This window comes from Streptomyces sp. NPDC096048 (genome assembly GCF_044763415.1).
Classification (GTDB): domain Bacteria; phylum Actinomycetota; class Actinomycetes; order Streptomycetales; family Streptomycetaceae; genus Streptomyces.
On the sequence record NZ_JBIWGG010000007.1, the window covers coordinates 409083 to 431989 of the forward strand.

The 22907-nt window shown below is 68.5% G+C and carries 20 protein-coding genes, 1 tRNA gene and 3 pseudogenes; 15 read left to right on the plus strand and 9 right to left on the minus strand.

Going from position 1 to position 22907, the window contains the following annotated elements:
- Window positions 1-519: 519 nt before the first annotated feature.
- Together ACIQ6R_RS21845 and ACIQ6R_RS21850 are read right to left on the minus strand one after the other, a co-directional pair.
- Window positions 520-1007: pseudogene (locus ACIQ6R_RS21845) on the minus strand (carboxyl transferase domain-containing protein); the annotation flags it as partial.
- Between the two features lie 20 nt (window positions 1008-1027).
- The gene (locus ACIQ6R_RS21850) at window positions 1028-1405 is read right to left on the minus strand and encodes a DUF1330 domain-containing protein (RefSeq protein ID WP_404222919.1); all 378 of its coding nucleotides are present in this window, start codon (window positions 1403-1405) and stop codon (window positions 1028-1030) included.
- A gap of 821 nt (window positions 1406-2226) precedes the next feature.
- Between ACIQ6R_RS21850 and ACIQ6R_RS21855 the strand changes: the two genes are divergently transcribed.
- Window positions 2227-2508, plus strand: a complete 282-nt coding sequence (locus ACIQ6R_RS21855) for a hypothetical protein (protein WP_404222920.1) — start codon at window positions 2227-2229, stop codon at window positions 2506-2508.
- Window positions 2505-2903 (plus strand): PIN domain-containing protein, encoded by a 399-nt coding sequence (locus ACIQ6R_RS21860; RefSeq protein ID WP_404222921.1) that lies wholly within the window; start codon window positions 2505-2507, stop codon window positions 2901-2903. The genes ACIQ6R_RS21855 and ACIQ6R_RS21860 overlap by 4 nt, the downstream gene beginning before the upstream one ends.
- A gap of 527 nt (window positions 2904-3430) precedes the next feature.
- On the opposite strand, the gene ACIQ6R_RS21865 is transcribed toward ACIQ6R_RS21860, so the two are convergent.
- The gene (locus ACIQ6R_RS21865) at window positions 3431-4204 is read right to left on the minus strand and encodes a hypothetical protein (protein ID WP_404222922.1); all 774 of its coding nucleotides are present in this window, start codon (window positions 4202-4204) and stop codon (window positions 3431-3433) included.
- Window positions 4205-4758: 554 nt separating this feature from the next.
- The gene (locus ACIQ6R_RS21870; RefSeq protein WP_404222923.1) at window positions 4759-5172 is read right to left on the minus strand and encodes an Imm10 family immunity protein; all 414 of its coding nucleotides are present in this window, start codon (window positions 5170-5172) and stop codon (window positions 4759-4761) included.
- Window positions 5173-5594: 422 nt separating this feature from the next.
- On the opposite strand from ACIQ6R_RS21870, the gene ACIQ6R_RS21875 reads away from it, so the two are divergent.
- Entirely contained in the window at window positions 5595-5861 is a 267-nt protein-coding gene (locus ACIQ6R_RS21875; protein ID WP_404222924.1) for a hypothetical protein, read from the plus strand.
- 281 nt (window positions 5862-6142) lie between these two features.
- Here the strand turns inward: ACIQ6R_RS21875 and ACIQ6R_RS21880 are convergent, their stop codons facing one another.
- Entirely contained in the window at window positions 6143-6376 is a 234-nt protein-coding gene (locus ACIQ6R_RS21880) for a YozE family protein (RefSeq protein ID WP_404222925.1), read from the minus strand.
- A 123-nt stretch (window positions 6377-6499) separates the two neighbouring features.
- Here ACIQ6R_RS21880 and ACIQ6R_RS21885 point away from each other — a divergent pair, with 123 nt between their 5' ends.
- Both ACIQ6R_RS21885 and ACIQ6R_RS21890 read left to right on the plus strand, forming a co-directional pair.
- Entirely contained in the window at window positions 6500-7000 is a 501-nt protein-coding gene (locus ACIQ6R_RS21885; protein ID WP_404222926.1) for an SMI1/KNR4 family protein, read from the plus strand.
- Window positions 6931-7137, plus strand: a pseudogene (locus ACIQ6R_RS21890) (site-specific integrase); the annotation flags it as partial. The gene ACIQ6R_RS21885 and the pseudogene ACIQ6R_RS21890, both read left to right, overlap by 70 nt.
- A 323-nt stretch (window positions 7138-7460) precedes the next feature.
- Here ACIQ6R_RS21890 and ACIQ6R_RS21895 read toward each other — a convergent pair.
- Window positions 7461-8294, minus strand: a complete 834-nt coding sequence (locus ACIQ6R_RS21895; protein WP_404222927.1) for a PIG-L family deacetylase — start codon at window positions 8292-8294, stop codon at window positions 7461-7463.
- Window positions 8295-9040: 746 nt separating this feature from the next.
- Between ACIQ6R_RS21895 and ACIQ6R_RS21900 the strand changes: the two are divergent.
- Window positions 9041-9874, plus strand: a pseudogene (locus ACIQ6R_RS21900) (tyrosine-type recombinase/integrase); the annotation flags it as partial.
- Window positions 9875-9923: 49 nt separating this feature from the next.
- Here ACIQ6R_RS21900 and ACIQ6R_RS21905 read toward each other — a convergent pair.
- A tRNA-Gly gene (locus ACIQ6R_RS21905) sits at window positions 9924-9997 on the minus strand.
- Window positions 9998-10579: 582 nt separating this feature from the next.
- On the opposite strand from ACIQ6R_RS21905, the gene dcd reads away from it, so the two are divergent.
- Together dcd and ACIQ6R_RS21915 are read left to right on the plus strand one after the other, a co-directional pair.
- A complete protein-coding gene (gene dcd / locus ACIQ6R_RS21910; protein WP_375911015.1) occupies window positions 10580-11155 on the plus strand; it encodes a dCTP deaminase in 576 nt (191 codons plus the stop codon).
- A 39-nt stretch (window positions 11156-11194) separates the two neighbouring features.
- Complete coding sequence (locus tag ACIQ6R_RS21915) at window positions 11195-11692, plus strand: phosphoribosyltransferase (RefSeq protein ID WP_121748162.1); 498 nt, start codon at window positions 11195-11197, stop codon at window positions 11690-11692.
- 79 nt (window positions 11693-11771) lie between these two features.
- Here ACIQ6R_RS21915 and ACIQ6R_RS21920 read toward each other — a convergent pair whose 3' ends face one another.
- Entirely contained in the window at window positions 11772-12785 is a 1014-nt protein-coding gene (locus tag ACIQ6R_RS21920) for a YIP1 family protein (RefSeq protein ID WP_404222928.1), read from the minus strand.
- 125 nt (window positions 12786-12910) lie between these two features.
- Window positions 12911-15193, minus strand: coding sequence for a (Fe-S)-binding protein (locus tag ACIQ6R_RS21925; RefSeq protein ID WP_404173360.1), 2283 nt, complete (start codon window positions 15191-15193; stop codon window positions 12911-12913).
- 301 nt (window positions 15194-15494) lie between these two features.
- Here ACIQ6R_RS21925 and ACIQ6R_RS21930 point away from each other — a divergent pair, with 301 nt between their 5' ends.
- The 7 genes from ACIQ6R_RS21930 (at window position 15495) to ACIQ6R_RS21960 (ending at window position 22845) form a co-directional block, all read left to right on the plus strand.
- Window positions 15495-16661 (plus strand): MraY family glycosyltransferase, encoded by a 1167-nt coding sequence (locus tag ACIQ6R_RS21930; RefSeq protein ID WP_404222929.1) that lies wholly within the window; start codon window positions 15495-15497, stop codon window positions 16659-16661.
- Between the two features lie 95 nt (window positions 16662-16756).
- Window positions 16757-18610, plus strand: coding sequence for a molecular chaperone DnaK (dnaK, locus tag ACIQ6R_RS21935; RefSeq protein WP_404173366.1), 1854 nt, complete (start codon window positions 16757-16759; stop codon window positions 18608-18610).
- On the plus strand, window positions 18607-19275 hold the full coding sequence (gene grpE, locus ACIQ6R_RS21940; protein ID WP_404173369.1) for a nucleotide exchange factor GrpE: 669 nt from the start codon (window positions 18607-18609) through the stop codon (window positions 19273-19275). The genes dnaK and grpE overlap by 4 nt, the downstream gene beginning before the upstream one ends.
- A 45-nt stretch (window positions 19276-19320) precedes the next feature.
- The gene (gene dnaJ / locus ACIQ6R_RS21945) at window positions 19321-20520 is read left to right on the plus strand and encodes a molecular chaperone DnaJ (protein ID WP_404173372.1); all 1200 of its coding nucleotides are present in this window, start codon (window positions 19321-19323) and stop codon (window positions 20518-20520) included.
- Between the two features lie 5 nt (window positions 20521-20525).
- Window positions 20526-20981 (plus strand): heat shock protein transcriptional repressor HspR, encoded by a 456-nt coding sequence (locus ACIQ6R_RS21950; RefSeq protein WP_121748168.1) that lies wholly within the window; start codon window positions 20526-20528, stop codon window positions 20979-20981.
- 184 nt (window positions 20982-21165) lie between these two features.
- Window positions 21166-22284 carry a sugar ABC transporter substrate-binding protein gene (locus tag ACIQ6R_RS21955; RefSeq protein ID WP_404222930.1) on the plus strand — a complete coding sequence of 373 codons (1119 nt, stop codon included), beginning with the start codon at window positions 21166-21168 and terminating at the stop codon, window positions 22282-22284.
- A 180-nt stretch (window positions 22285-22464) separates the two neighbouring features.
- On the plus strand, window positions 22465-22845 hold the full coding sequence (locus ACIQ6R_RS21960; protein WP_404222932.1) for a hypothetical protein: 381 nt from the start codon (window positions 22465-22467) through the stop codon (window positions 22843-22845).
- Window positions 22846-22907 lie beyond the last annotated feature (62 nt).

Genomic DNA, 22907 nt, shown 5'->3' on the forward strand with positions numbered 1-22907 from the left:
AAAAAGGGACCCCAGGCCACTGGCCTGGGGTCCCCATGCAGCGGGTGACGACAAGCGAACTCGCGCCACCGACTCGGCAAGCGACGACGCGGGCCCGGGTTCTGTGGGCCCTGACCACGCCGTTGCCGGTCCGATCCACCGGCGGGCGGAGGGGGACCTGACACCTGCTGGGTCAGAAATAGTGCTTTCGTCCGCCGACGGCACGCCCTGTGGCGCCGAGAATCCACAGAATGGCGCCGACCGCAATCAAGATCCCGCCTATCGTCGTCAGGAGGGACATTCCTACCAGTATCCCGATGATCAGTAGGATGAGGCCAATGACAATCATTGTGATTCCATTCTCTCGAGTCTTCTCGACACGTGAGCGCGTATGCGTGGATCTCGCTCATTCGTAGGAGTGAGTTTTCCTCTGAGGCCCACCGATTACCCTGTTCCGAACGGTGTACGCGCACTCCTCGTCACCAACTCCTCGGATCGATTCCTCGTACCGTTCGGGGGCGTTTGCCCGGGGGTGCGGCGGATGACCACCTGGCGGGTCTCGGCCGGGTCGATCACGTCACCGACCAGGAGGCCGCGCTCGGCGGCGCGGTAGGGGCGCGCCAGCTCCGCCCGATACTCCTTACTCCTTACTCCTTGATCAGCTTGATCGGCTGTTCCCGCATCGCGTCGGGATCGTCGGCCTCGGCGATCAGGCGTCGGAAGACGACGCCTGACGATGTACGCGCCTCCGTACCTTGCGCGGGATCAGTGAGATCCGGGGCACGGACGCGTTGCGGTACGCGTGGAGGAGCTCGGCACCGTGCCGGACGATTCCGCCGTGCTCCTGGTCGACGCCCGGGAAGCAGCCGGGTACGTCGAACAGGGTCACCAGGGGGATCTTGAAGGCGTCGCACAACCGGATGAAGCGGGCACCCTTCTCACTGGCCTCGATGTCGAGGACACCGGGCCAGCGACTGCGGCTGGCTCGCGACGACGCCCACGACCCGGCCGTCGAGACGCGCGAGGGCGCGAGGGCGCGAGGGGGTGATCAGTCCCTGCTGCGTCGCGCCCAGGGGACGGTCGGCTGAAGTACGGCCTCGCTCAGGGCCTGGCTCCGCAGCGTCGTGATCCTTTGGTACTCGGGGTCGGCCACCATGCGGCTGAACGCGTCCCGGCTGGGGTAGCGGACGAGCAGCACGGCATCCCACGCCTGCCCGTCCTCGGCCACCAACGGCGCACCGCCGTCACCGGCGTAGAGCAACTCGCCGCCGTACTGCCGCAGGAAGGGCGCGGCCCGACGCGAGTACTCCTGGTACGCGTCACGGCCACCGGGTGCGAAACGCAGCAGGTTGAGCATGACGACGGGCTCGTTCGGGGCGTGCGTGCGCAGCGCCGCGAGCGCGGCTCCCGAGGGATCGACGGCCATGGAGGTCTCCCGGTGTTCGAGGGCCGGCACGGGCAGGGGAACGCGCTCTCGGGGCCCGCACCGCGCCGGTGGACGACAGAAGGTTAGAGGAAAGAACTCACGCTGCATACCATCCGGTCGGTACGACGATCGGGCACCGCGACGCCGTCGTCGACGGCTCGGCGTGCCGAGCGGCGAAGTGGGGCAGCCCAGGGACGCCGTGAGCACGGTACGGCAGGCGCACCGGGGCGCCCGCCGTCTCGTCCGCCGCCACGGACGACGGCAGCCCCATCTTCAGCGGCTCCGGCGCCTACGACTCCTCGTCCTCGTCCACGTCCTCATCCGACGAGAGCCGCGGCTCTTCGGACGGCACTCGGAGACCTGGTGCCCGCCTGGCGGCGGGACCGGGCCGCGAGTCGCAGCCTGCCTCGCAAGCCGCCCCCTACGTATGCGACTTGACCACCCTTCGCTCAACGCATGGCGCGAGTCACATGAACAGCGTCTCGCGATGTGCGCTCGCACAGGCTCCATGGCTCTGCCCAGATCGATACCTGACCCCCGAGGTGATCGTGCGTGTCGGAACGCACCGTCGTTGACCGTGGGTTTCCGTCCCTACAGGCATGCGAAGGGCAGGGCAGGGCAGGGCCCTCGGAAAGCGGTAGGCCACCGCCACCGAGGAGCCGGCTGCGCACGGTCCGTCCAGTGCGGGGATCAGTTGTTGAACGGGGCGTTGCGGCCGCACTGCATCCACGAGCGTCTGGCGCCGGTTCCTCTGTCATTCGATCAGAGCCGCGCGGTGCACGCTCCGCCCATTGTGCTATTTCGAATGGCATACTCGGAGTGTGACTGACGGCGACGTTGACTTCTCCCCCGGCGACGGCCCCACCAGCGGTATCTCCGTCACCTTGACCGCCGGAACCCTGCAGGCCATCCGTGAGCGGGTCGGCAAGCGAGGTGTCTCGGCTTACCTGGAGAAGGCGGCCCAGCGGCAGATCGAGCGCGACAATCTGGACGAACTGATCGCAGACTTCGACAAGGTGCACGGTCCGGCCGATCCCGAGGCCGTGGCGGCCAAGCGTGCCCGGCTGACCGGAGGCGCCACGAAGGCCGGGGCGGCCGCGTGAGCGGTGTCCTGGTCCTGGACAGCGAGGGCCTGGCGAAGGCCATACACCGGGATCGGGAAATCCACGAGTGGCTGACGGCGGCTCGCGACGCGGACCTGCCCGTGATCACCTCGGCGGCCGTGTTGGTCGAGGTGATCCATCCGAAGATCAACGACGCCGCACTGAAGTGGACCCTGTCCCGCCTGAGCGTCGAGCCGGTGACCCAATCCGTCGCACAATCCGCTGCCGCCTTGCTGCGGGCAGCAGGGCTGCACGGCCACAAGTACGCCATCGACGCCATGCTGTGCGCCACCGCCTTGCAGCATCCCGGCCGGGTGACGATTCTGACTTCGGACGTGGAGGACATCGGGCTGCTCACTGCCGAGCATCCGCGCCTGAGTGCGGAGAAGGTCTGAGCCGCGAGGCCTTGTAGAGGCGGTGCTCGCCGTGCGGATTCGGTTCTGGCTCAGCGGTCTCCTGCCCGGTTGGCAGGTCGGCTGGGAGGGACACCCTCTCGACCTGCTCGGATCAGGCTGAACGATGGCATGGTCGGCATCGGACAGGGGCGTGTCACGCCCGAGTAGCGGCACCCCCACCGTTCCGAACCCTCTGGAAGGGCATGGACCCGGGCTCCGGCACGCGCCAGACGATGCGGACTTGCTCGTCGAGAGGAAGCGAGGGGCCGCCGATGTATATGCAGTGGATGAGGGAGGTCGTAGAGCGCCTGCTGAGCGGCCTGGCACGGCGCGGCCCGGAAACGACTGAGGCCCAAGTCATTGACCGGGGCCTCAGTATGGAGCGGGTGACGAGAATCGAACCCGCTGGATCTGGTGCGGTTGTGGTGCACGCCGCTCGTCCTCCACGCTCTAGGCCACCTGACGCTTCTGCGCCCCGTAGCGCTGCATCAGCGCGGTGATGCAGGCCGAGTCCTCCCGTGTGTTGCTCATCCTGCCTGTGTTTTGTCCACCTGTGCGCCGAGGTCAGCGGTGTCTGCGGACGGTGGTGCCTTGATGGTCGCCGGCTGGTTAACGTCGAGGAAGGTGAAGGTCAAGTCGAGCGGATCGCCGTCGACCAGCTCCAGCGGCTTGCCCTCGCCGCTCCGTGTGGCGTAAGTGTCGCCCCGCATGCGGAATTGCCTGGTGTGGTTGTCGTCGCCGATCCACAGATCCATGGTGAGCGTGCCCTCGACGCGTAGCGCTGTGAACTGATCAAGGCTGTTGATCTGGCGCTCCCGAGCCGCCTCGCTGGCGGCAGCGTCACGGGCGGCGCCGATGCCGCTACTGGTGACCGTTCCTCTGTAGTGAGTGGTCCGGGTCCCGTCGATCGTCTCTGTCCCGATGCTTCGCACGTTCTTGGATGCGGTCAGGATCGTGGACTGCACGGCTGGGTTGCCTTCGATCTGACGCGGCAGTATGCCGTAGGACTGGTTGTCCACCACGCTGCGTCCCCATACAGCCGGGTCGGCGCTGAACCAGCTCTTGCCATCCAGCTTCTCGAAGTCGATCGCACTCCCGCTTACGTACATCACTTCGTCGACGAACCGGACCTCCAACTGACCGTCTCCACCCTGGTCGGTCGCGTTCATCTTCACACTCATGGCCAGGGGTTCCGTGGTCATGGATGCCTCGGCCTCCAACCGGCCCTTGTCCGGCACGGTCCCGGTGACCCGGTAGTGGAGCGACGTGATGCGCTCGGAGTTCGCCGCCGCCTTCGCCACGGCCGTAGCGGGCGTCACCCTGGGCGAGCCCTGATTCGGGGAGTTACTCGCCGAGCCCTCTCCGCAGGCACTCGCTCCCGCAGCAAGCAGCACAACAGCGAAGGTCGCGCTCGTCACCCTGAGTGGTACACAACCACAAAAGGAAATCGTCATAATTCCCCCCCCGGGAATTGAGGTGGCTGACCCAAGCCAAGGCCGTGAGCGTATCCCGGCGTGTGCCCGGTGATCCGCCGGGTCCTGGTGGTCATGTGCGACGGACCGCCCCGCCTGCCAACGCGTGCTTCTGGGGCCTCAGCGTTTCAGCTTGGGAAGCTCGGGTCACTAGCGGCCTGTTGTGGAACTGACCTGCGGCGGAGTGCTCAGGGGTCGATCTGGCCGGCGAACTCCTCCCTGCCGTTCCCCGTGCGTCCCCGCCCGATCTGGCACGGCTGTGGCACGGGCTCTGATCCGTAGCTGCGTCGAGAAGGGCCGTGGGCGGTCATGCCAGTCGTGGCGCGGCCTTGTGAGGGCACTACCGAGTGTGCGCGGTTGCTGTACTTCGCTGCTGTGCCGCGCTACAGCTTGATCAGGTTCGGGCGGGCATCCGAAGGCCCGAACGCCAGGATCCGCGGCAGAACCTCGCGCATACGCGCCACGTCTGCTGCCGGCGCCCGGAGCAAGGCCTCCACCACGGGATCGGCCAGGCCAAGGGCGTCCAAGGAAGAGGGGTCCAGGGTCACCCGGAGCACATCGCCGTCCAGTTCCACAGCCCGCACACAGCCATAGGCAGTGCCCTGGTCGGGCGTAACGAGACAGTGCGTGTCCATGCCGAGGCCTACATCCTGCGCGTCGGGCTCGTCGAAGTCGCACATGAACAACAGGGAGAAAGCATCCTCGTCGTCCGACTCGGCCACCCCGGCCATCAAGCAGTCATCCTGGCCCGGATCGTCGAGCCCGCATGCAATCTGTGCCGTGAACCTGTACACCATGTAGGTGTTCTAACACTTGAGGCCGACATTCGGGCTCAGACCACCCGGCCGGCCGAGCCTCGGGCGCACCCCAGCAAGATGCACCGCCCATCTGGCCCGGCACTTGGAGCTGCGGCCTCGTCCTTACCAGGTCGATCATGAGACACCGCTTCGCGCGACTACTCGTCCCAGCGAAGGAAAGACAGTCCGTGCCAGTGTGCTAGCGATTGCTGTCATTCGCGTCTTTTGGTGTCAGGCGCTGATGTCAGGGAGCAGAGCGCCTCTTGACCGGTCTGAGACTGAGTACCTGTGCTCATGCGTAGAGCCAGTCACAACAGCATGCTGAACGGCATGCGATCAACAGGCTGGCACACGAAGTGGACACGGTGGTCGTTATGAGATCCGAGGGCGCGCCCACGACTGGTGCGCAACTTGGAGTCAGCGTGGCGCTGCTCCTCATAGACCTGATGGTCATCGCTTGGTTGGTGCTTATCCAATACGGCATGGCTGGATGGGCCGACAGCTACAACGGCGGCGCTCCGCCCAGCGCGCCCAAAGAAGCACTGCGGGGAATGTGGCTTCTGGCCGGCGGTGCGGTCATCACGGGCGGCGGCCTTCTTGCTTTGCGTTGGCGTCTCCCCGGCATTGTGCAGCTGGTCGTCCTGGGAGCCGGAGCCGTGTTGCTCGCCTACTTTGCCACCCACAAGTAGGTCACTTCGCAACCCACCTGAACTCCCACTCGCCCCAGCTCCCCTCCCGTCCGCCGTCGACCCGCACACCGTGGAGTCGGGCGTGGTTCAGGGGCGTTCAGGTAGAGCGCGCCACTGTTCGAACGACCTGGACGCACTGGGCCACGTCTGCTCCGCTCGGCAACGGCGCCCGCCTCCACTCCGGTGCCGGCCGATCCCCCGCCGGAGGCATCGTCTGCGACCGCTCCCTGTTCCATGCGGTGATCGACTCATGGCTCCGGCGCTTCCGGCTCCCTGACCACTCAGGTATCTCTCTGAGCGGCCTGGTACGCCTCGTACTGAGACCAGGCACGTTTGAGCGTCTCGATAGCCGCGTCGATGGCGCCGCGCTCTTCGAGGTAGTCAAGCTGGCCCTGCTTTCCCTTGCCGGAGGGCCAGTCGGGGTCATGGGAGACGTCCCGCGCGAGATCTCCAATGGCAGTGCGGTGATCGGCGTGAGTCTTCAGCCATGCGGTGAAGGTATTCGGTTTGGGCATATCGGCATCCTTCCGCCGACGTGTCCGGGCTAACCCCCGGGCCTGGTCCGCGATGACAACGTTCCAGGGAGGTCCCAGAGCACGAGAATGCCTCCACTCGCGCCGTATGCGCAGGTGGGAGGCGTGATCACAGATGCTGCTTCTTCTTGCCCTGAGGTCCGGCTGGCCGACCCCGCCGACCGGGCCGCGGCTCGCACGCTTGCCCAGGCTGGCATCGTCCCTGCCGACCTGGTCACCTTCTACGACACCATCGGCGACGTCACCTGGGCGGACGTCGGCAACGGCTACTTCGTCGACTCGGCGGGCGATGTCCTTCCACGGTTCAAGCAGTACGGCGCTGTCGATGTCAGCACGGACAGGAAGGCCGACGGTCTGGTCATCGGCTCGGACGGCGGCGGCCTGTCCTATGTCGTTAGCCCTGGCGGAGTGATCTACCGGACGCGAACGGCGTCGCTGGACGAACCGGAACTCGACCGGGTGGCTGATGACCTGCGGCAGTTTCTCGAGCTGCTGGAGCGATCCCTGACGCGGTTCGTGGCCAACGGCGAGCCGGGACCCGTTCCGGCGCCACCCTGCAGGGCACGACGGTCCGCGCCGGGCAGTCGTCCGAGAAGGCCGCGCTGATCTACCAGCACTCCGACGACGAGCGTCAGGAAGAGGTTGCCGCCGGCCTCGACGCGACCGTCCGGAAGGCTCGGGCCGCCGCTGCCCGGCAGGCCGACGGGAAGCGTTCTGGCACAGATCTGGCACGTGGCGAGTGAGCATCGTGAACAGCAAAAAGGCCCGGGTCTCCACCTGGGCCTTCTTCATGGAGCGGGTGACGAGAATCGAACTCGCGCTCTCAGCTCGGGAAGCGACGGCGCCTGCGCAGCCGGACACTTCCGGCCTGGCCGTCTGCTTCCGGCGTGACCCCTGCGGGCGCAGGACCGCACCGCTGTCGACCGTGGTCGACCCGTCGTACGGGCACGCCGCCGGCCCGAAGGCGCGGGAAGTCCTCCCGGGGAGCACCGCCGAAGCGCTGGGAGCGACCCGCCCGGTCGCGCCGTGCGGTCGATGCGCTTTCCCGGCTGGTCCTACGGGCGGATCAGCGCAGTCCGGCGAAGAGATCGTCCTCGGGCAGGGCCGCGCCGGTGGCGTCCTGGACACGTACGAAGGTCTCCACGCCCATCAACTCGCCGAACCTCTCCTTTCCCATCCTGAGGAAGAAGATGTTCTCGCCCTGACTGGCATGCGCGGCCAACGCGTCGAACTTCTGACCGCTGAACGCGGTGGTGTCCACCCACGTGGTGATCTCGTCGTCAGGCAGGCCGATCTCGGCCATCGCGGCGGCCTCGGCCGGGTCCGGCTCCGGCATGTCCGGATGGAACTCGCGCATGATCTCGCCGAACCGCTGCATCCCCGAGCGGGGCATCGTGGTCCAGTACACCTTCGGTGTCAGCGCGGTCATCTCCAGCGCCGCCATCGTGATGCGGTGGGCCTGGATGTGGTCGGGGTGGCCGTAGAAGCCGTTCTCGTCGTAGGTGACGACCACATCGGGTCGGTAGTGCCGCATGAGTTCCGCGAGTCGGGCCGCGCCTTCCTCCACGGGGGTCTGCCAGAAGGATCCGGGGGCGTCGTTGCTCGGCCAGCCCATCATCCCGGAGTCGGCGTAGTCCAGCATCTCCAGATCGCTGACCTTCAGGACGGCACGGCTCTCTTCGAGTTCCTGACGACGCATCAAGGCGACCGCCGCCGGGTCGTGCCCGGGCTCGCCCGGCTTGACACCCCCCGGCCCGTCACCGCAACCGCCGTCGGTACACGTCACGAGAACCGTGCGGATGCCCTCCGCCGCGTACCGCGCGAGGACACCCCCGGTTCCGGTGGCCTCGTCGTCGGGGTGGGCATGTACTGCCATGAGCGTCAAGGGCCGGTCGGTCATGAAACAGTCCTCCTGTGGACATAAGTCCTGGCCCGAGTGCGCGGCGGGCGTGCCGCGATCCTGGAGCCCGGATCCTGGTGGGGCGGACGACCTCGCGGCCTCGGTGCTCCCGCCGTCCGGCGCCGGCCCCTCGGTCGGTGCAACCGCGCCGGACGCACCGGCTGTTCCCGGCGAGGCCATTCGGCCTTCCGGGCGTCGGCGTTCGACGCGACCGGCGGACAGACGCGACCCGCACGTCTCAGCGCCACGTCGGATTCGGCTTCCGTACGGCACCAGCTGTGAGATTCCGATACGGAAGATGATCCGCGCCGGCCTCGCCACCACCGTCCGGAAGGCGAAGCCGAAGCGACGGCGCGTGAACGGGATCCAGGTCTCTTGCCTGGGCAGATGTTCTCTCCTCGGCGTGGTCATGAGGGTCGGTTCGTACTGTTGTCGACCGTGGCCGTCCACCCTTACGGGCATGCTGTGGGCGCGGCTTCGAAGAACGATCGGCAGAGCCTGTGCACGAACGGGTTCTGCGCTCGGTCCGGTTGGCGGGGACGCCCACATCGGGGCGCCTCGCGTGTGCACGTGCCTTCCGGCGACGTGCACCGCCGAACTGACCCTCTGGAAGGCGCCCTGACCCGTCCGCCGCGGCAGGGAACCATGTCCTGCCGCGTCGCTCGCCCCGCCCGGAGTTCGAGCGGTGCGGCGTATCCACCGAGGCCGCCGCAGCCGTGACGGCGTTCGGACACCGGCCGGCGACCACCGCTTCAGGAGTGCGGGAGTGGCGGGCTGAACGGCTGCGGCTCACGGGCGCCAAGACGATCACGGCCAAGGCTTATCGACTCCTCAGGGCCATCATGGAGACGGCCGGGGACGACGAACTGATCACGCGCAGCCCGTGCCGCATCAAGGGCGCCGGTAAGGAGAAGGCCGCTGAGCGGCGCATCGCCACCGTGGGCCAGGTGGGCGCCTTGGCCAATGCGGTGGGGATGCGGTGGCGGCTCATGGTCTGTCTCGGCGCGTACGGTCCACTCCGACCGGAAGAGCTAGCCGGTCTCCGGCGCAGGGATGTTGACCTTGACCACTTACGGCTCCGTGTCCGTCTCGCCGAGCCGGAGCGTATGAACGGGCGACGCGTCCAGGGCGACACCAAGTCCGAGGCAGGCACCCGGACCGTGATTCTTCCCGCCTTCCTCCGCCGGGAGCTCCGCCGGCATCTGGAGTCGCACGCCGAGCCGGGGCCGGACGGGCTGCTCTTCGTCGGTGAGAAGGGGGCTCCTTTCCGGCGCAGCACCTTCGGGCGGAAGTGGCGGAAGGCCCGGGAGGTCGTCGGCATGCCGGGGGGCTTCCGGTTCTACGACCTGCGGCACACCGGGCACACGCTCTCCACCCGGTCGGGCGCCACCCTGAAGGACACGATGGTGCGCGCCGGACAGTCGTCCGAGAAGGCCACGCTGATCTATCAGCACTCCGACGAGGAGCGACAGGAGGAGGTCGCCGCCGGCCCCGATGCCACCGTCCGGAAGGCCCGGGAAGAGGCTGCCCGGAAGACGGCCGAGACACCTTCTGGCACGAATCTGGCACGCGGCCAGTGATCACAACGGACAGCAAAAGAGCCCAGGTCGCTGACCTGGGCCTTCTTCATGGAGCGGGTGACGAGAATCGAACTCGCGCTCTCAGCTTGGGAAGCTGATGTTCTACCATTAAACTACACCCGCGTAAGACGCCGACCACGTCGGTGGCTGGACGCTCGCTCACTCTACCTCATCGCTGGCCCCCGGTGTTCGCGCCGTGGGGCCGGCGGGCGTTTCGGCGGGGGTGATGCGGCTGCGGGGGGCCGGAGTTGAGGCGTACGGTTGGCGCGTGAGCGAGGGGCCGGGCGGGGCCGGAGTGCCGCCTGGAGAGTCGTCTCTTTGATCCCGTACTGTGGCTTTTGTCGTCAGGGTAGTAAGCCAGACGCGGCTCTTGGGGAAGGGACTTGAAGGACTTGATGGATCGCACCGTCCTCCGCTGTGCCGATGGGCACGTATTCACCGCCGCCTCGTTCCCGATGCAGCAGGCCGAGCGACTCGGCCCCGGCCGGCTCGTCCGATGTCCGCGGTGTGCGCGGCTGCGGAGTGCCGTGCCGGTGGGGTCGGTGAAGCGGTAGCCGGCCTTCCCGCCGGGGAGACCTCAGAGGATCAGCAGGACGCAGTCAGCAGGACCCAGTCGGTAGGACCAGTGGGTAGGACCCACTAGGTCCGGGCGCGCGGGGTGGCGGCGGTTGTCGCTGCTCCGCGCGCCTTGCGTATCCTCGGTGCGTGCTTCTCTCAGACAAGGACATCCGGGCCGAGATCGACTCCGGGCGCGTCCGCATCGATCCCTTCGACGACTCCATGGTGCAGCCGTCGAGTATCGACGTGCGCCTCGACCGCTACTTCCGGGTGTTCGAGAACCACCGGTACCCGCACATCGACCCCTCCGTCGAGCAGGTGGACCTCACCCGGCTCGTCGAGCCCGAGGGGGACGAGCCGTTCATCCTGCATCCCGGCGAGTTCGTGCTGGCCAGTACGTACGAGGTCGTCTCGCTGCCCGACGATCTCGCCTCGCGGCTGGAGGGAAAGAGCTCGCTGGGACGGCTGGGGCTCGTCACGCACTCCACCGCCGGGTTCATCGATCCCGGGTTCTCGGGGCACGTGACGCTCGAACTCAGCAATCTCGCGACCCTGCCCATCAAGCTGTGGCCGGGGATGAAGATCGGGCAGCTGTGCCTGTTCCGGCTCACGTCGCCGGCCGAGCACCCGTACGGGAGTGAGCGGTACGGGTCCCGTTACCAGGGGCAGCGGGGGCCGACCGCCTCCCGGTCCTTCATGAACTTCCATCGGACCCAGGTATGAGCCGGGCATGAGCAGCGAGAACGCAGGCGGGACGCGAGTATGAGTGACGTTCGGGAGAATCTGACCTACGAGCAGTTCGGCGTCGCCGTGCGGGAACTCGCGCAGGCCGTCGCCGACGACGGGTACGAGCCGGACATAGTGCTCTCCATCGCCCGTGGCGGGGTCTTCGTGGCCGGCGGGCTGGCGTACGCGCTCGACTGCAAGAACATCCACCTGGTGAACGTCGAGTTCTACACCGGGGTCGGGACCACGCTCGAGATGCCGGTCATGCTCGCGCCCGTGCCCAACGTCATCGACTTCTCCCGGAAGAAGGTCCTCATCACCGATGACGTCGCCGACACCGGCAAGACGCTCAAGCTGGTGCGGGACTTCTGCCTGGACACCGTCGCCGAGGTCCGCAGCGCCGTGATCTATGAGAAGTCCCACTCGCTCGTCCAGTGCGAGTACGTGTGGAAGCGGACCGACGAGTGGATCAACTTCCCGTGGAGTGTTCAGCCTCCCGTCGTGCGGCGGGCCGGGCAGGTGCTCGACGCCTGATTCCGGCGGACGGCGGACGGAAGAATCTCGAAGGGCCCCCGGCGTCGCGCCGGGGGCCCTTCGCGTGCCGGTCACACCGTCAGAACGTGCCCAGCTTCAGGATCGACAGCAGCGCGATCAGCTGGATCGCCGACGCGCCGAGCGCCTTCGGCCAGGGCAGGTCGTGGGAGCGGCCGACCATCAGGGTCAGCAGGGCGCCGGCCGCGACCCAGGTGGCCCAGCCGAGGATCTGGACGAAGGGCGCGTCACCGCCGGCGAACATGGCGACGATCAGACGCGGGGCGTCCGTGAGCGACATGATCAGCATGGAGAGGCCGACCGTGGGCTGCCACGCGCCGTCGCCGCCGAGCTGGCGGGCCAGGGTGTGGGTGACCACGCCCAGGACGAACGCGCTCAGGACCATCGCCACGGCCGTGGTCAGGACGATCGGGATCGCGTTCGACAGGGTGGCGTTGATCGCCTCCTCGCGCGCGCCGTCGAAGCCGAAGACCGCCAGCAGGCCGTAGAGGAAGGTCACGATGAGCGCCGGGACCCACATCGCGTAGTCCCGCATCTGGAGGAAGGTCTGGTTGGGGGCGAGGACGACGCCCCTCAGCAGGGCCTTCCAGTGCAGGCGGGGGCCGACCGGGCCGGGCGGCGGGGCGGAGCCGGCGCGGTAGGTCTCGCCCTGGTTGTAGGGGTCGTCGCCGACCGTGAACGCCTGGGTGTGGCCCGGGTTGTTGGCCGCGTACGGGTCGTGCGGGGCCTGGCCGCCGTGGTGGCCGCCCTGGGGGTAGCCGCCGTCGCCGAAGTACTCCGGCTCGCCGTGCCCTCCGCCGTGCGGCTGCGGCCACGGTGAGCCGCCGGCGCCGGGGCCGCCACCCCCGTACGGCTGCTGCGGGTACGGCTGCCGAGGCGCCGCGGGACCGCCGTACGACGGTCCCTGGGGCGCCTGCTGTCCGTACGGAGGGTGTTGCGGTCGCGCGTTGGGAGCGCCGTTGTTCCGGCCGCGTCCGATCCTGAATCCAGCCACGCCTTCGAACGTACCTGGTCCCGGAGAGTGACGTGCGTGGCCCGGCCTCTCGGAGCGCCCTTTGCTGCCGAGCTGTGACATCCCTTACGGGGGCCGACCGGGGCGTCCCCTAGGGGCCGTGGACACCGCAACGGCCCCTGACCCGCTCGGGGTCAGGGGCCGTCGTGCCTCGGGCCGTCGTGCCTCAGGATGCGGGCCCGGGGCGGTTACTTCACCGGCTCCGGCGCCGGCTCGCTCTCCGTCTCCGGCTCGCCCGCCGGGTCGGCCGGGGTCTTGACGGAGTCCAGCAGGAGCTGGGCGACGTCGACAACCTGGATGGACTCCTTGGCCTTGCCGTCGTTCTTCTTGCCGTTGACCGAGTCCGTCAGCATGACCAGGCAGAACGGGCAGGCGGTGGAGACGATGTCCGGGTTGACCGAGAGGGCTTCGTCGACGCGCTCGTTGTTGATGCGCTTGCCGATCCGCTCCTCCATCCACATCCGCGCGCCGCCGGCGCCGCAGCAGAAGCCGCGCTCCTTGTGGCGGTGCATCTCCTCGTTCCGGATGCCCGGGACGCTGGCGATGATCTCGCGCGGGGGCGTGTAGATCTTGTTGTGGCGGCCCAGGTAGCACGGGTCGTGGTACGTGATGATGCCCTCGACCGGGGTGACCGGGAGCAGCTTGCCCTCGTCCACGAGGTGCTGGAGCAGCTGGGTGTGGTGGATGACCTCGTAGTCGCCGCCGAGCTGCGGGTACTCGTTGCCGAGGGTGTTGAGGCAGTGCGGGCAGGTGGCGACGATCTTCTTGGCCGACTTGGGCTTCGCCGACTCGGGCAGCACCTTGCCGTCGTCGTCCATCTCCTCGCCGAAGGCGGCGTTGAGGGACATGACGTTCTCCATGCCGAGCTCCTGGAAGAGGGGCTCGTTGCCGAGGCGGCGGGCGGAGTCGCCGGTGCACTTCTCGTCGCCGCCCATGATCGCGAACTTGACGCCCGCGATGTGGAGGAGTTCGGCGAAGGCCTTCGTGGTCTTCTTGGCGCGGTCCTCCAGGGCGCCGGCGCAGCCGACCCAGTAGAGGTACTCGACCTCGGTGAGGTCCTCGATGTCCTTGCCGACGACCGGGACCTCGAAGTCCAGCTCCTTGAGCCACTCCAGGCGCTGCTTCTTCGCCAGGCCCCAGGGGTTGCCCTTCTTCTCCAGGTTCTTGAGCATCGTGCCCGCCTCGGACGGGAACGCCGACTCGATCATCACCTGGTAGCGGCGCATGTCGACGATGTGGTCGACGTGCTCGATGTCCACCGGGCACTGCTCGACGCAGGCGCCACACGTGGTGCAGGACCACAGGACGTCCGGGTCGATGACGCCGTTCTCCTCGAGGGTGCCGATCAGCGGGCGCTCGGCCTCCGCCAGAGCGGCGGCCGGGACACCGGCGAGCTGCTCCTCGCTCGCCTTCTCCTCGCCCTCCATGGTCTTGCCGCCGCCGGCCAGCAGGTAGGGGGCCTTGGCGTGCGCGTGGTCGCGCAGGGACATGATCAGGAGCTTGGGGGAGAGCGGCTTGCCGGTGTTCCAGGCGGGGCACTGCGACTGGCAGCGGCCGCACTCGGTGCAGGTGGAGAAGTCCAGCAGGCCCTTCCAGGAGAACTGCTCGACCTGGGAGACGCCGAAGACGTCGTCGTCGCCCGGGTCGGTGAAGTCGATCGGCTTGCCGCCCGACGTCATCGGCAGCAGGGCGCCCAGCGCGGTGCCGCCCTTGGCGTCGCGCTTGAACCAGATGTTCGGGAAGGCCAGGAAGCGGTGCCAGGCCACGCCCATGTCGGTCTTCAGGGCGACCGTGATCATCCAGATGAAGGAGGTCGCGATCTTCAGGCCGGCGAAGAGGTAGACGAGGTTCTGGAGCGTGGAGACGTCCAGGTCCTGGAGCGCGGAGACGACCGGGTACGAGATGAAGAACGACGCCTCGTAGCCGTCCACGTGGTGGAGGGCGCCCTCCAGCGCGTGCAGCATGAAGATGCAGACGCCGACGATGAGGATGACGGCCTCGACGAAGTACGCCTGGCCGAAGTTCGAGCCGGCGAAGCGGGACTTGCGGCCCGGCTTGTTCGGCTTGCTCAGCTGGCGGATCCCGATCAGGACCAGGATGCCGAGCACCGTCATCGTGCCGATGAACTCGACGAAGACGTTGTACGGCGCCCAGTCGCCGATGATCGGCAGGATCCAGTCGGCCTCGAACAACTGGCCGATCGCGTTGACGATCGTCAGCAGCAGGGAGAAGAAGCCCACCGCCACGAACCAGTGCGCCACCCCGACGATGCCCCAGCGGTTCATCCGGGTGTGGCCGAGGAATTCCCTGACCACGGTGATGGTGCGCTGTGCGGGTTCGTTGGTCCGCGTGCCGGCCGGTACGGGCTGGCCGAGCCGCATGGAGTTGTAGATCTGCAGGACGGCGCGGCCGAACAGTGCGACGCCGACCACGATCAGGACCAGCGACACGATGATCGCGGCGAGTTGCATTTGGGGGCTCCTCGGGCCTGCGAGGTTGCGAGGGGGCGGTATTCGGTATTACTAAGCGGTAACTTATTCAGTTCGTCTGAGAGTACCCCCATCCTCCGCCGCACTGTAGTCGGACGTGCGGTGATCTGCGTCGCTGAGGCAACCCTGACCGGCGCCGACGGCGGCCTTGGTGGGCGACGGCCGGCAGGGCGACGGCGACCCCGCCCGCCGGGGCGGGGTGGCTCGCCCAGCCGGACGCGTTCGGGCGCGCCATTCGTCGCAAATCATGATATTCGGCTTGTTTCGGGCATAGGTTGTGCCCGTGCTCTACGGGATCATCACCGCCACCGCCTCCTTTCTCCTCGCCGCCCTGCTCACCGCGCTGCTGAGGGCGCCCGCCCTGCGCCTCGCCCTCGTCGACCGGCGACGGCAGCGGCCCGTCCCCCTGCTCGGCGGAGTGGCCGTCGTCCTCGTCACCGGGCTGGTCGCCTGGGCCGGGGACTGGACCGGTGTCGTGCCGTTGGGGTCGCTGGTCGGCCGGCTGCTGCTGGCCGGGGCCGCCGTCGGCGCGCTCGGCCTGGCCGCCGACGTGTGGCGGCTGCGGCGGCGGTGGCTGCTCGCCGGTACGGCCGTCGCGGCGGCGTGCGTGGTGCCGTACGAGGTGACCGGGCCGGTGGCCGGGGCGCTCGCCGTGGGCTGGATCGCGGTGGTCGCCGTCGCCTTCCGGGGGCTCGACCACGCCGACGGGGTGGCCGGGACGGTGGGGGTGGTGACCGCCTTCGGTGTCGGTGCCTGCGCCGCCGCCGAGCTGATGGACGGGCTGGCGGTGCTGCTGAGCGCGCTGGCCGCCGCGCTGACCGGGTTCCTGCTGCACAACTGGCACCCCGCGCGGGTCGCGCTCGGGGCGTGCGGGTCGCTCTTCGCGGGCTTCCTGCTCGCCGGGGCGGCCGTGTTCACCCGGGCGGGGCACGAGCCCGGGGCCGGCGTGGGGGTGCTGTTCGCGCTGACCGCCCTGGCGAGCGTCGACGCCGTACTCGTGCTCCTCTCGCGGCGGCTGGCCGGACGGCCCCTGCTGCGCGGCGGGCCCGACCATCTCGCCCACCGGCTGCGGCGGCTCGGGCTCACTCCGCAGGGCGCGGTGGTGGTCCTCGGTGCGGCCTCGTTCTGCGGGGTACTCGTGGGCGTGCTCGTGCACACCGGCTGGGCGGGCGGGACGGTGGTGCTGTGGGTGGCGGGCGCGGCGGTGGTCGGCGTACTGGGTCTGCTGCGGGTGCGGGTGTACGAGCCCCGGCGGGCGGGGACGGATCCCCGGACCCGTACGTCACTCCACGGACCTCGCCCGGAACCGCGGGGACGGCCCCGGGAGTCCCCCGAGGCAGCGGTCGCCCCGCCCCGTGCGTCGTCCCGGGCGGCGATTTTTCCGGTTCGTCAGGCCAGGCGGGAAGAGAAAGGGCAGGTCAGCGCGCCATTGCGTGTAAGGAACGGATAAGAGTTGAGCCTGCCCGACTCACCTCTGTTGACGCATCGGAATGCGTCCTGCACACTTGAGCCTGTTCCACTCAAGTCAGCTGGAGGTTATTCACCATGGCACGTGCGGTCGGCATCGACCTGGGCACGACTAACTCCGTCGTCAGCGTTCTGGAGGGCGGCGAGCCCACCGTCATCACCAACGCCGAGGGCGCCAGGACCACGCCGTCCGTCGTCGCCTTCGCCAAGAACGGCGAGGTGCTGGTCGGCGAGGTGGCCAAGCGCCAGGCGGTCACGAACGTCGACAGGACCATCCGGTCGGTCAAGCGCCACATGGGCACCGACTGGAAGATCAACCTGGACGGCAAGGACTTCAACCCGCAGCAGATCAGCGCCTTCGTGCTGCAGAAGCTGAAGCGGGACGCCGAGTCCTACCTGGGCGAGAAGGTGACCGACGCGGTCATCACCGTCCCGGCGTACTTCAACGACGCCGAGCGCCAGGCCACCAAGGAGGCCGGTGAGATCGCGGGCCTCAACGTCCTGCGCATCGTCAACGAGCCGACGGCCGCCGCGCTGGCGTACGGCCTCGACAAGGACGAGCAGATCATCCTCGTCTTCGACCTCGGTGGCGGTACGTTCGACGTCTCGCTGCTGGAGATCGGCGACGGCGTCGTCGAGGTGAAGGCCACCAACGGTGACAACCACCTCGGTGGTGACGACTGGGACCAGCGCGTCGTCGACTACCTGGTCAAGCAGTTCCAGTCCGGCCACGGCGTGGACCTGGGCAAGGACAAGATGGCCCTCCAGCGCCTGCGCGAGGCCGCCGAGAAGGCCAAGATCGAGCTGTCCTCGTCCACCGAGACCTCGATCAACCTGCCCTACATCACGGCCTCCGCCGAGGGCCCGCTGCACCTGGACGAGAAGCTCACCCGCGCCCAGTTCCAGCAGCTGACGTCCGACCTGCTGGAGCGCTGCAAGACGCCGTTCCACAACGTCATCAAGGACGCCGGCATCCAGCTGTCCGAGATCGACCACGTCGTGCTCGTCGGTGGCTCCACCCGTATGCCCGCCGTCGCCGAGCTCGTCAAGGAGCTGACCGGCGGCAAGGACGCCAACAAGGGCGTCAACCCGGACGAGGTCGTCGCCATCGGCGCCGCCCTGCAGGCCGGTGTCCTCAAGGGCGAGGTCAAGGACGTCCTGCTCCTCGACGTCACCCCGCTGTCCCTCGGTATCGAGACCAAGGGCGGCATCATGACCAAGCTCATCGAGCGGAACACGACGATCCCGACGAAGCGTTCGGAGATCTTCACCACCGCCGAGGACAACCAGCCCTCCGTGCAGATCCAGGTCTACCAGGGCGAGCGCGAGATCGCGGCGTACAACAAGAAGCTCGGTATGTTCGAGCTGACCGGTCTGCCCCCGGCGCCCCGCGGCGTCCCGCAGATCGAGGTCGCCTTCGACATCGACGCCAACGGCATCATGCACGTCACGGCGAAGGACCTCGGCACCGGCAAGGAGCAGAAGATGACCGTCACCGGCGGCTCCTCGCTGCCGAAGGACGAGGTCGACCGGATGCGCCAGGAGGCCGAGAAGTACGCGGAGGAGGACCACGCCCGCCGCGAGGCCGCCGAGTCCCGCAACCAGGGCGAGCAGCTCGTCTACCAGACGGAGAAGTTCCTCAAGGACAACGAGGACAAGGTCCCGGGCGAGATCAAGACGGAGGTCGAGGAGGCCGTCGCCGAGCTGAAGGAGAAGCTCAAGGGCGAGGACACCGCCGAGATCCGCACCGCCACGGAGAAGGTCGCCGCCGTCTCGCAGAAGCTGGGCTCGGCCATGTACGCCGACGCCCAGGGCGCGCAGGCCGCCGGCGGCGAGGCCCCGGGTGCCGGTGCCGACGCCGGTGACAAGGCCGACGACGATGTGGTCGACGCCGAGATCGTCGACGACGAGCGCAAGGACGGTGCCGCGTGACGGAGGAGACCCCGGGTTTCGAGGAGAAGCCCGACGTCCCCTCCGGCGCCACCCCTGACGACGCCGAGCCGAAGGCCGCCGCTCCCTCTTCGGAGGAGGGCGCGGCCCCGGCCGGGGACGCGAGTGAGAACGCGGGCCTGGTGGCCCAGCTGGACCAGGTGCGCACGGCGCTGAACGAGCGCACGGCGGACCTCCAGCGACTCCAGGCCGAGTACCAGAACTACCGCCGCCGCGTCGAGCGGGACCGCGTCGCGGTCAAGGAGGTCGCCGTCGCGAACCTCCTGTCCGAGCTGCTTCCCGTACTCGACGACATCGGCCGCGCGCGGGAGCACGGCGAACTCGTCGGCGGCTTCAAGTCGGTCGCGGAGTCGCTGGAGACGACCATCGCCAAGATGGGCCTCCAGCAGTTCGGCAAGGAGGGCGAGCCCTTCGACCCGACGATCCACGAGGCCCTGATGCACTCGTACGCGCCGGACGTCACCGAGACGACGTGCGTGGCGATTCTGCAGCCGGGGTACCGGATCGGCGAGCGCACCATCCGCCCCGCGCGGGTGGCGGTGGCCGAGCCGCAGCCGGGTGCGCAGGCGGCCAAGCCGGAGGAGAACACCGAGGCGCAGGCCGACTCCGCGGAGAACAAGGAGAGCGGTGGCCCGGAGGAGGGCTGACGTCACGGGTAAGCACACGTACGCAGGAGAGGAGGGACGTCGGGGATGAGCACCAAGGACTTCATCGAGAAGGATTACTACAAGGTCCTCGGCGTCCCCAAGGACGCCACCGAGGCCGAGATCAAGAAGGCGTACCGGAAGCTCGCCCGCGAGTACCACCCGGACGCCAACAAGGGAAACGTCAAGGCGGAGGAGCGCTTCAAGGAGATCTCCGAGGCCAACGACATCCTCGGTGACGCCAAGAAGCGCAAGGAGTACGACGAGGCCCGCAGCCTCTTCGGCAACGGCGGTTTCCGTCCGGGGCCGGGCGCGGGCGGCGGCGGCACCTTCAACTTCGACCTGGGCGACCTCTTCGGAGGCGGTGCCCCGGGCGGCGGCCAGGGAGGGGCCGGCGGCTTCGGCGGCGGGCTCGGCGACGTCTTCGGCGGCCTGTTCAACCGCACCGGCGCCGGCGGCCCCGGCACCGGCACGCGGACCCAGCCGAGGCGCGGCCAGGACATCGAGTCCGAGGTCACCCTGAGCTTCACCGAGGCCATCGAGGGCGCGACGGTCCCGCTGCGGATGTCCTCGCAGGCACCCTGCAAGGCCTGTTCGGGCACCGGCGACAAGAACGGCACACCGCGCGTGTGCCCGACCTGCGTCGGCACCGGGCAGGTCGCCCGGGGCTCGGGCGGTGGCTTCTCGCTCACCGACCCGTGCCCGGACTGCAAGGGCCGCGGCCTGATCGCGGAGGACCCCTGCGACGTCTGCAAGGGCTCCGGGCGGGCCAAGTCCTCCCGGACGATGCAGGTCCGCATCCCGGCCGGGGTGTCGGACGGGCAGCGCATCCGGCTGCGAGGCAAGGGCACGCCGGGTGAGCGGGGCGGTCCGGCGGGCGACCTGTACGTGGTCGTGCACGTCAAGGAACACCCCGTCTTCGGCCGCAAGGGCGACAACCTCACCGTCACCGTCCCGGTGACGTACGCCGAGGCAGCCCTCGGCGGCGAGGTCCGGGTCCCGACGCTGGGCGGCCCGCCCGTCACGCTGAAGCTGCCGGCCGGCACCCCGGGCGGCCGCACCATGCGCGCCAGGGGCAAGGGCGCGGTCCGCAAGGACGGCACCCGCGGCGACCTCCTGGTCACCGTCGAGGTGAGTGTTCCGAAGGACCTGACGGGGAAGGCTCGTGATGCGCTGGAGGCGTATCGCGAGGCGACCGCGGACGAGGATCCGCGGGCGGAGCTGTTCCAGGCCGCGAAGGGAGCTTGACGGAGATGGACGGTCGTCGACGCAATCCGTATGAACTGACCGAGGACACCCCGGTCTACGTCATCTCGGTGGCGGCCCAGCTCTCCGGCCTGCACCCGCAGACCCTGCGCCAGTACGACCGCCTCGGCCTGGTCTCCCCGGACCGCACGGCCGGCCGCGGCCGGCGCTACTCGGCCCGTGACATCGAACTGCTCCGCACGGTGCAGCAGTTGTCGCAGGACGAGGGCATCAACCTGGCCGGAATCAAGCGCATCATCGAACTGGAGAACCAGGTCGCCGCGCTCCAGGCCCGCATGGCGGAGCTGCAGGACGCCCTCGACGGCGCGGCCACGGCGATGCGCCAGCGGGAGGCGGCGGTACACGCCTCGTACCGCCGCGACCTGGTCCCGTACCAGGAGGTACAGCAGACCAGCGCCCTGGTGGTGTGGCGGCCCAAGCGGCACGGCCAGTCCTCGGACTGACCGGCCGCCCCAGGCAGAACGGCGACGACGGGCCCGGAGGTTCCTCCGATTCCACCCGACCCTCCGGGCCGGTTCGCAACGTTGCTGTCTCATTGGTCTAGTACTTCTTGACGATTTCGTGAAGACAGCGTTGGCTTCCCTCACCTGGGTCACCACAACACCCGTGTGTCGGAAGGTAAGCGCAGTGAACAGCCGTGCCCGTCGTATCGCCATATCCGTGGCCGCGTCCATGATGACCTTCTCGCTGGCCTCCTGTGGTGTGCTGGGCGCGTCGGAGAGCAGTGACGAGGCGAGTCCGACCAAGGGCAACGACATCACTGTCGGGCTGCTCCTGCCGGAGAAGGCGAACACGCGCTACGAGCAGTTCGACTACCCCTACTTCAAGGCGAAGGTCGCCGACCTCACGCGCGACCAGGGCAACGTCAAGTACGCCAACGCCGAGGCGAACGCCTCGAAGCAGACCGACCAGATGCAGCAGATGATCGACGACCAGGTCGACGTGATCGTCCTGGACGCGGTCGACGCGAAGTCCATCGGCGACAGCGTGCGGCAGGCCAAGGACGCCGGCATCCCCGTCATCGCCTACGACCGGCTGGCCGAGGGCCCGATCGACGCCTACATCTCCTTCGACAACGAACTGGTCGGCGAGGTCCAGGGCCGCTCCCTCATCGAGGCGCTCGGCGGCGACGCGGACAGCTCCGACAAGATCGTCATGATAAACGGCTCGCCCACCGACCCGAACGCGAAGCAGTTCAAGGCGGGCGCGACGTCCGAGCTGAACGGCAAGGTGACCATCGCCCAGTCCTTCGACACCAAGGACTGGAAGCCGGAGAACGCCGAGGCGAACATGGCCGAGGCGATCGGGAAGATCGGCAAGGACAACATCGCGGGCGTCTACTCCGCCAACGACGGCATGGCGGGCGGCGTCATCAAGGCCCTGGAGGACGCGGGCGTCACCGACCTGCCGCCGATCACCGGCCAGGACGCGGAGCTCGCGGCGGTGCAGCGCATCGTCACCGGCGAGCAGTACATGAGCGTGTACAAGTCCTACCCGCAGGAGGCCGAGAACGCCGCGGAGCTGGCCGTGGCGCGGGTCCAGGGCCGGGACATCCAGTTCGACGCGCTCGCCCGCGACAAGGTCGACAGCCCCACCCACAAGGGCATCCCCGCGCAGCTCGTCCCCGTCGTCGCCCTGACCCAGGACAACATCGAGCAGACCGTCATCGAGGACGGCTTCTACAAGGTCTCCGACATCTGCACGGCCAAGTACGCGGCGGCCTGCGCGGAGATCGGGCTGAAGTAGCCCGGTCCCTCCCCCGACAGGGCGGGGGACGCCGGCATACCCCCCGACGGGTGGATTCTCCGATCGATCGCCCCAGAGCAGTCTTGGAGTCACCGGAACCGCGCAGTTCTCTCCCGCGCGGTTCCCTCCCGGCTGCCCACCGCGGTCCGGGAACTCCGTCAGACGAGGGGACGCAGTTAAGTGAACGTCAGAATCGCACGACGGCTGGGGGTCGGGGCCATCGCCGCTCTGGCCCTGAGCACGGCGACGCCTGCCTTCGCATACGAGATCGGCCCGCACTCCTACAGCGGCGAGCTCCGGTTCTGGACCGAGGGCAACCGGTCGATCATGAACATCAAGGACACGGGTTCGAGCCACTGGGTGAAAGCGGAGTACTACCGCGTGGCCCACTCGGGCACCAAGCTGACGCTGTGGAACAAGAACGGCCCGAACGGCCCGTCCGACAACGACGGCAACAGGGGCACCGTCGAGAGCGGTAAGCACTCAGAGATCTACAAGGCCCGTGGCACGGTCGCGCGCAATAACCTGCCTGACTGGCACACCAGTTGGTACTCCGACTGACGAGATTCGCTCGCGCAGTTCGACCACAGCCTGACCGAGAGGCCCACCGGCCTCTCGGTCAG

Coding starts and splice junctions, on each gene's coding strand:
- dnaK (WP_404173366.1), top strand. CDS start 16,757: ATGGCACGTGCGGTCGGCATCGACCTGGGCACGACTAACTCCGTCGTC.
- ACIQ6R_RS21915 (WP_121748162.1), top strand. CDS start 11,195: ATGAGTGACGTTCGGGAGAATCTGACCTACGAGCAGTTCGGCGTCGCC.
- ACIQ6R_RS21925 (WP_404173360.1), bottom strand. CDS start 15,193: ATGCAACTCGCCGCGATCATCGTGTCGCTGGTCCTGATCGTGGTCGGC.
- ACIQ6R_RS21895 (WP_404222927.1), bottom strand. CDS start 8,294: ATGACCGACCGGCCCTTGACGCTCATGGCAGTACATGCCCACCCCGAC.
- ACIQ6R_RS21950 (WP_121748168.1), top strand. CDS start 20,526: ATGGACGGTCGTCGACGCAATCCGTATGAACTGACCGAGGACACCCCG.
- dnaJ (WP_404173372.1), top strand. CDS start 19,321: ATGAGCACCAAGGACTTCATCGAGAAGGATTACTACAAGGTCCTCGGC.
- ACIQ6R_RS21870 (WP_404222923.1), bottom strand. CDS start 5,172: ATGGTGTACAGGTTCACGGCACAGATTGCATGCGGGCTCGACGATCCG.
- ACIQ6R_RS21920 (WP_404222928.1), bottom strand. CDS start 12,785: ATGTCACAGCTCGGCAGCAAAGGGCGCTCCGAGAGGCCGGGCCACGCA.
- ACIQ6R_RS21880 (WP_404222925.1), bottom strand. CDS start 6,376: ATGCCCAAACCGAATACCTTCACCGCATGGCTGAAGACTCACGCCGAT.
- ACIQ6R_RS21850 (WP_404222919.1), bottom strand. CDS start 1,405: ATGGCCGTCGATCCCTCGGGAGCCGCGCTCGCGGCGCTGCGCACGCAC.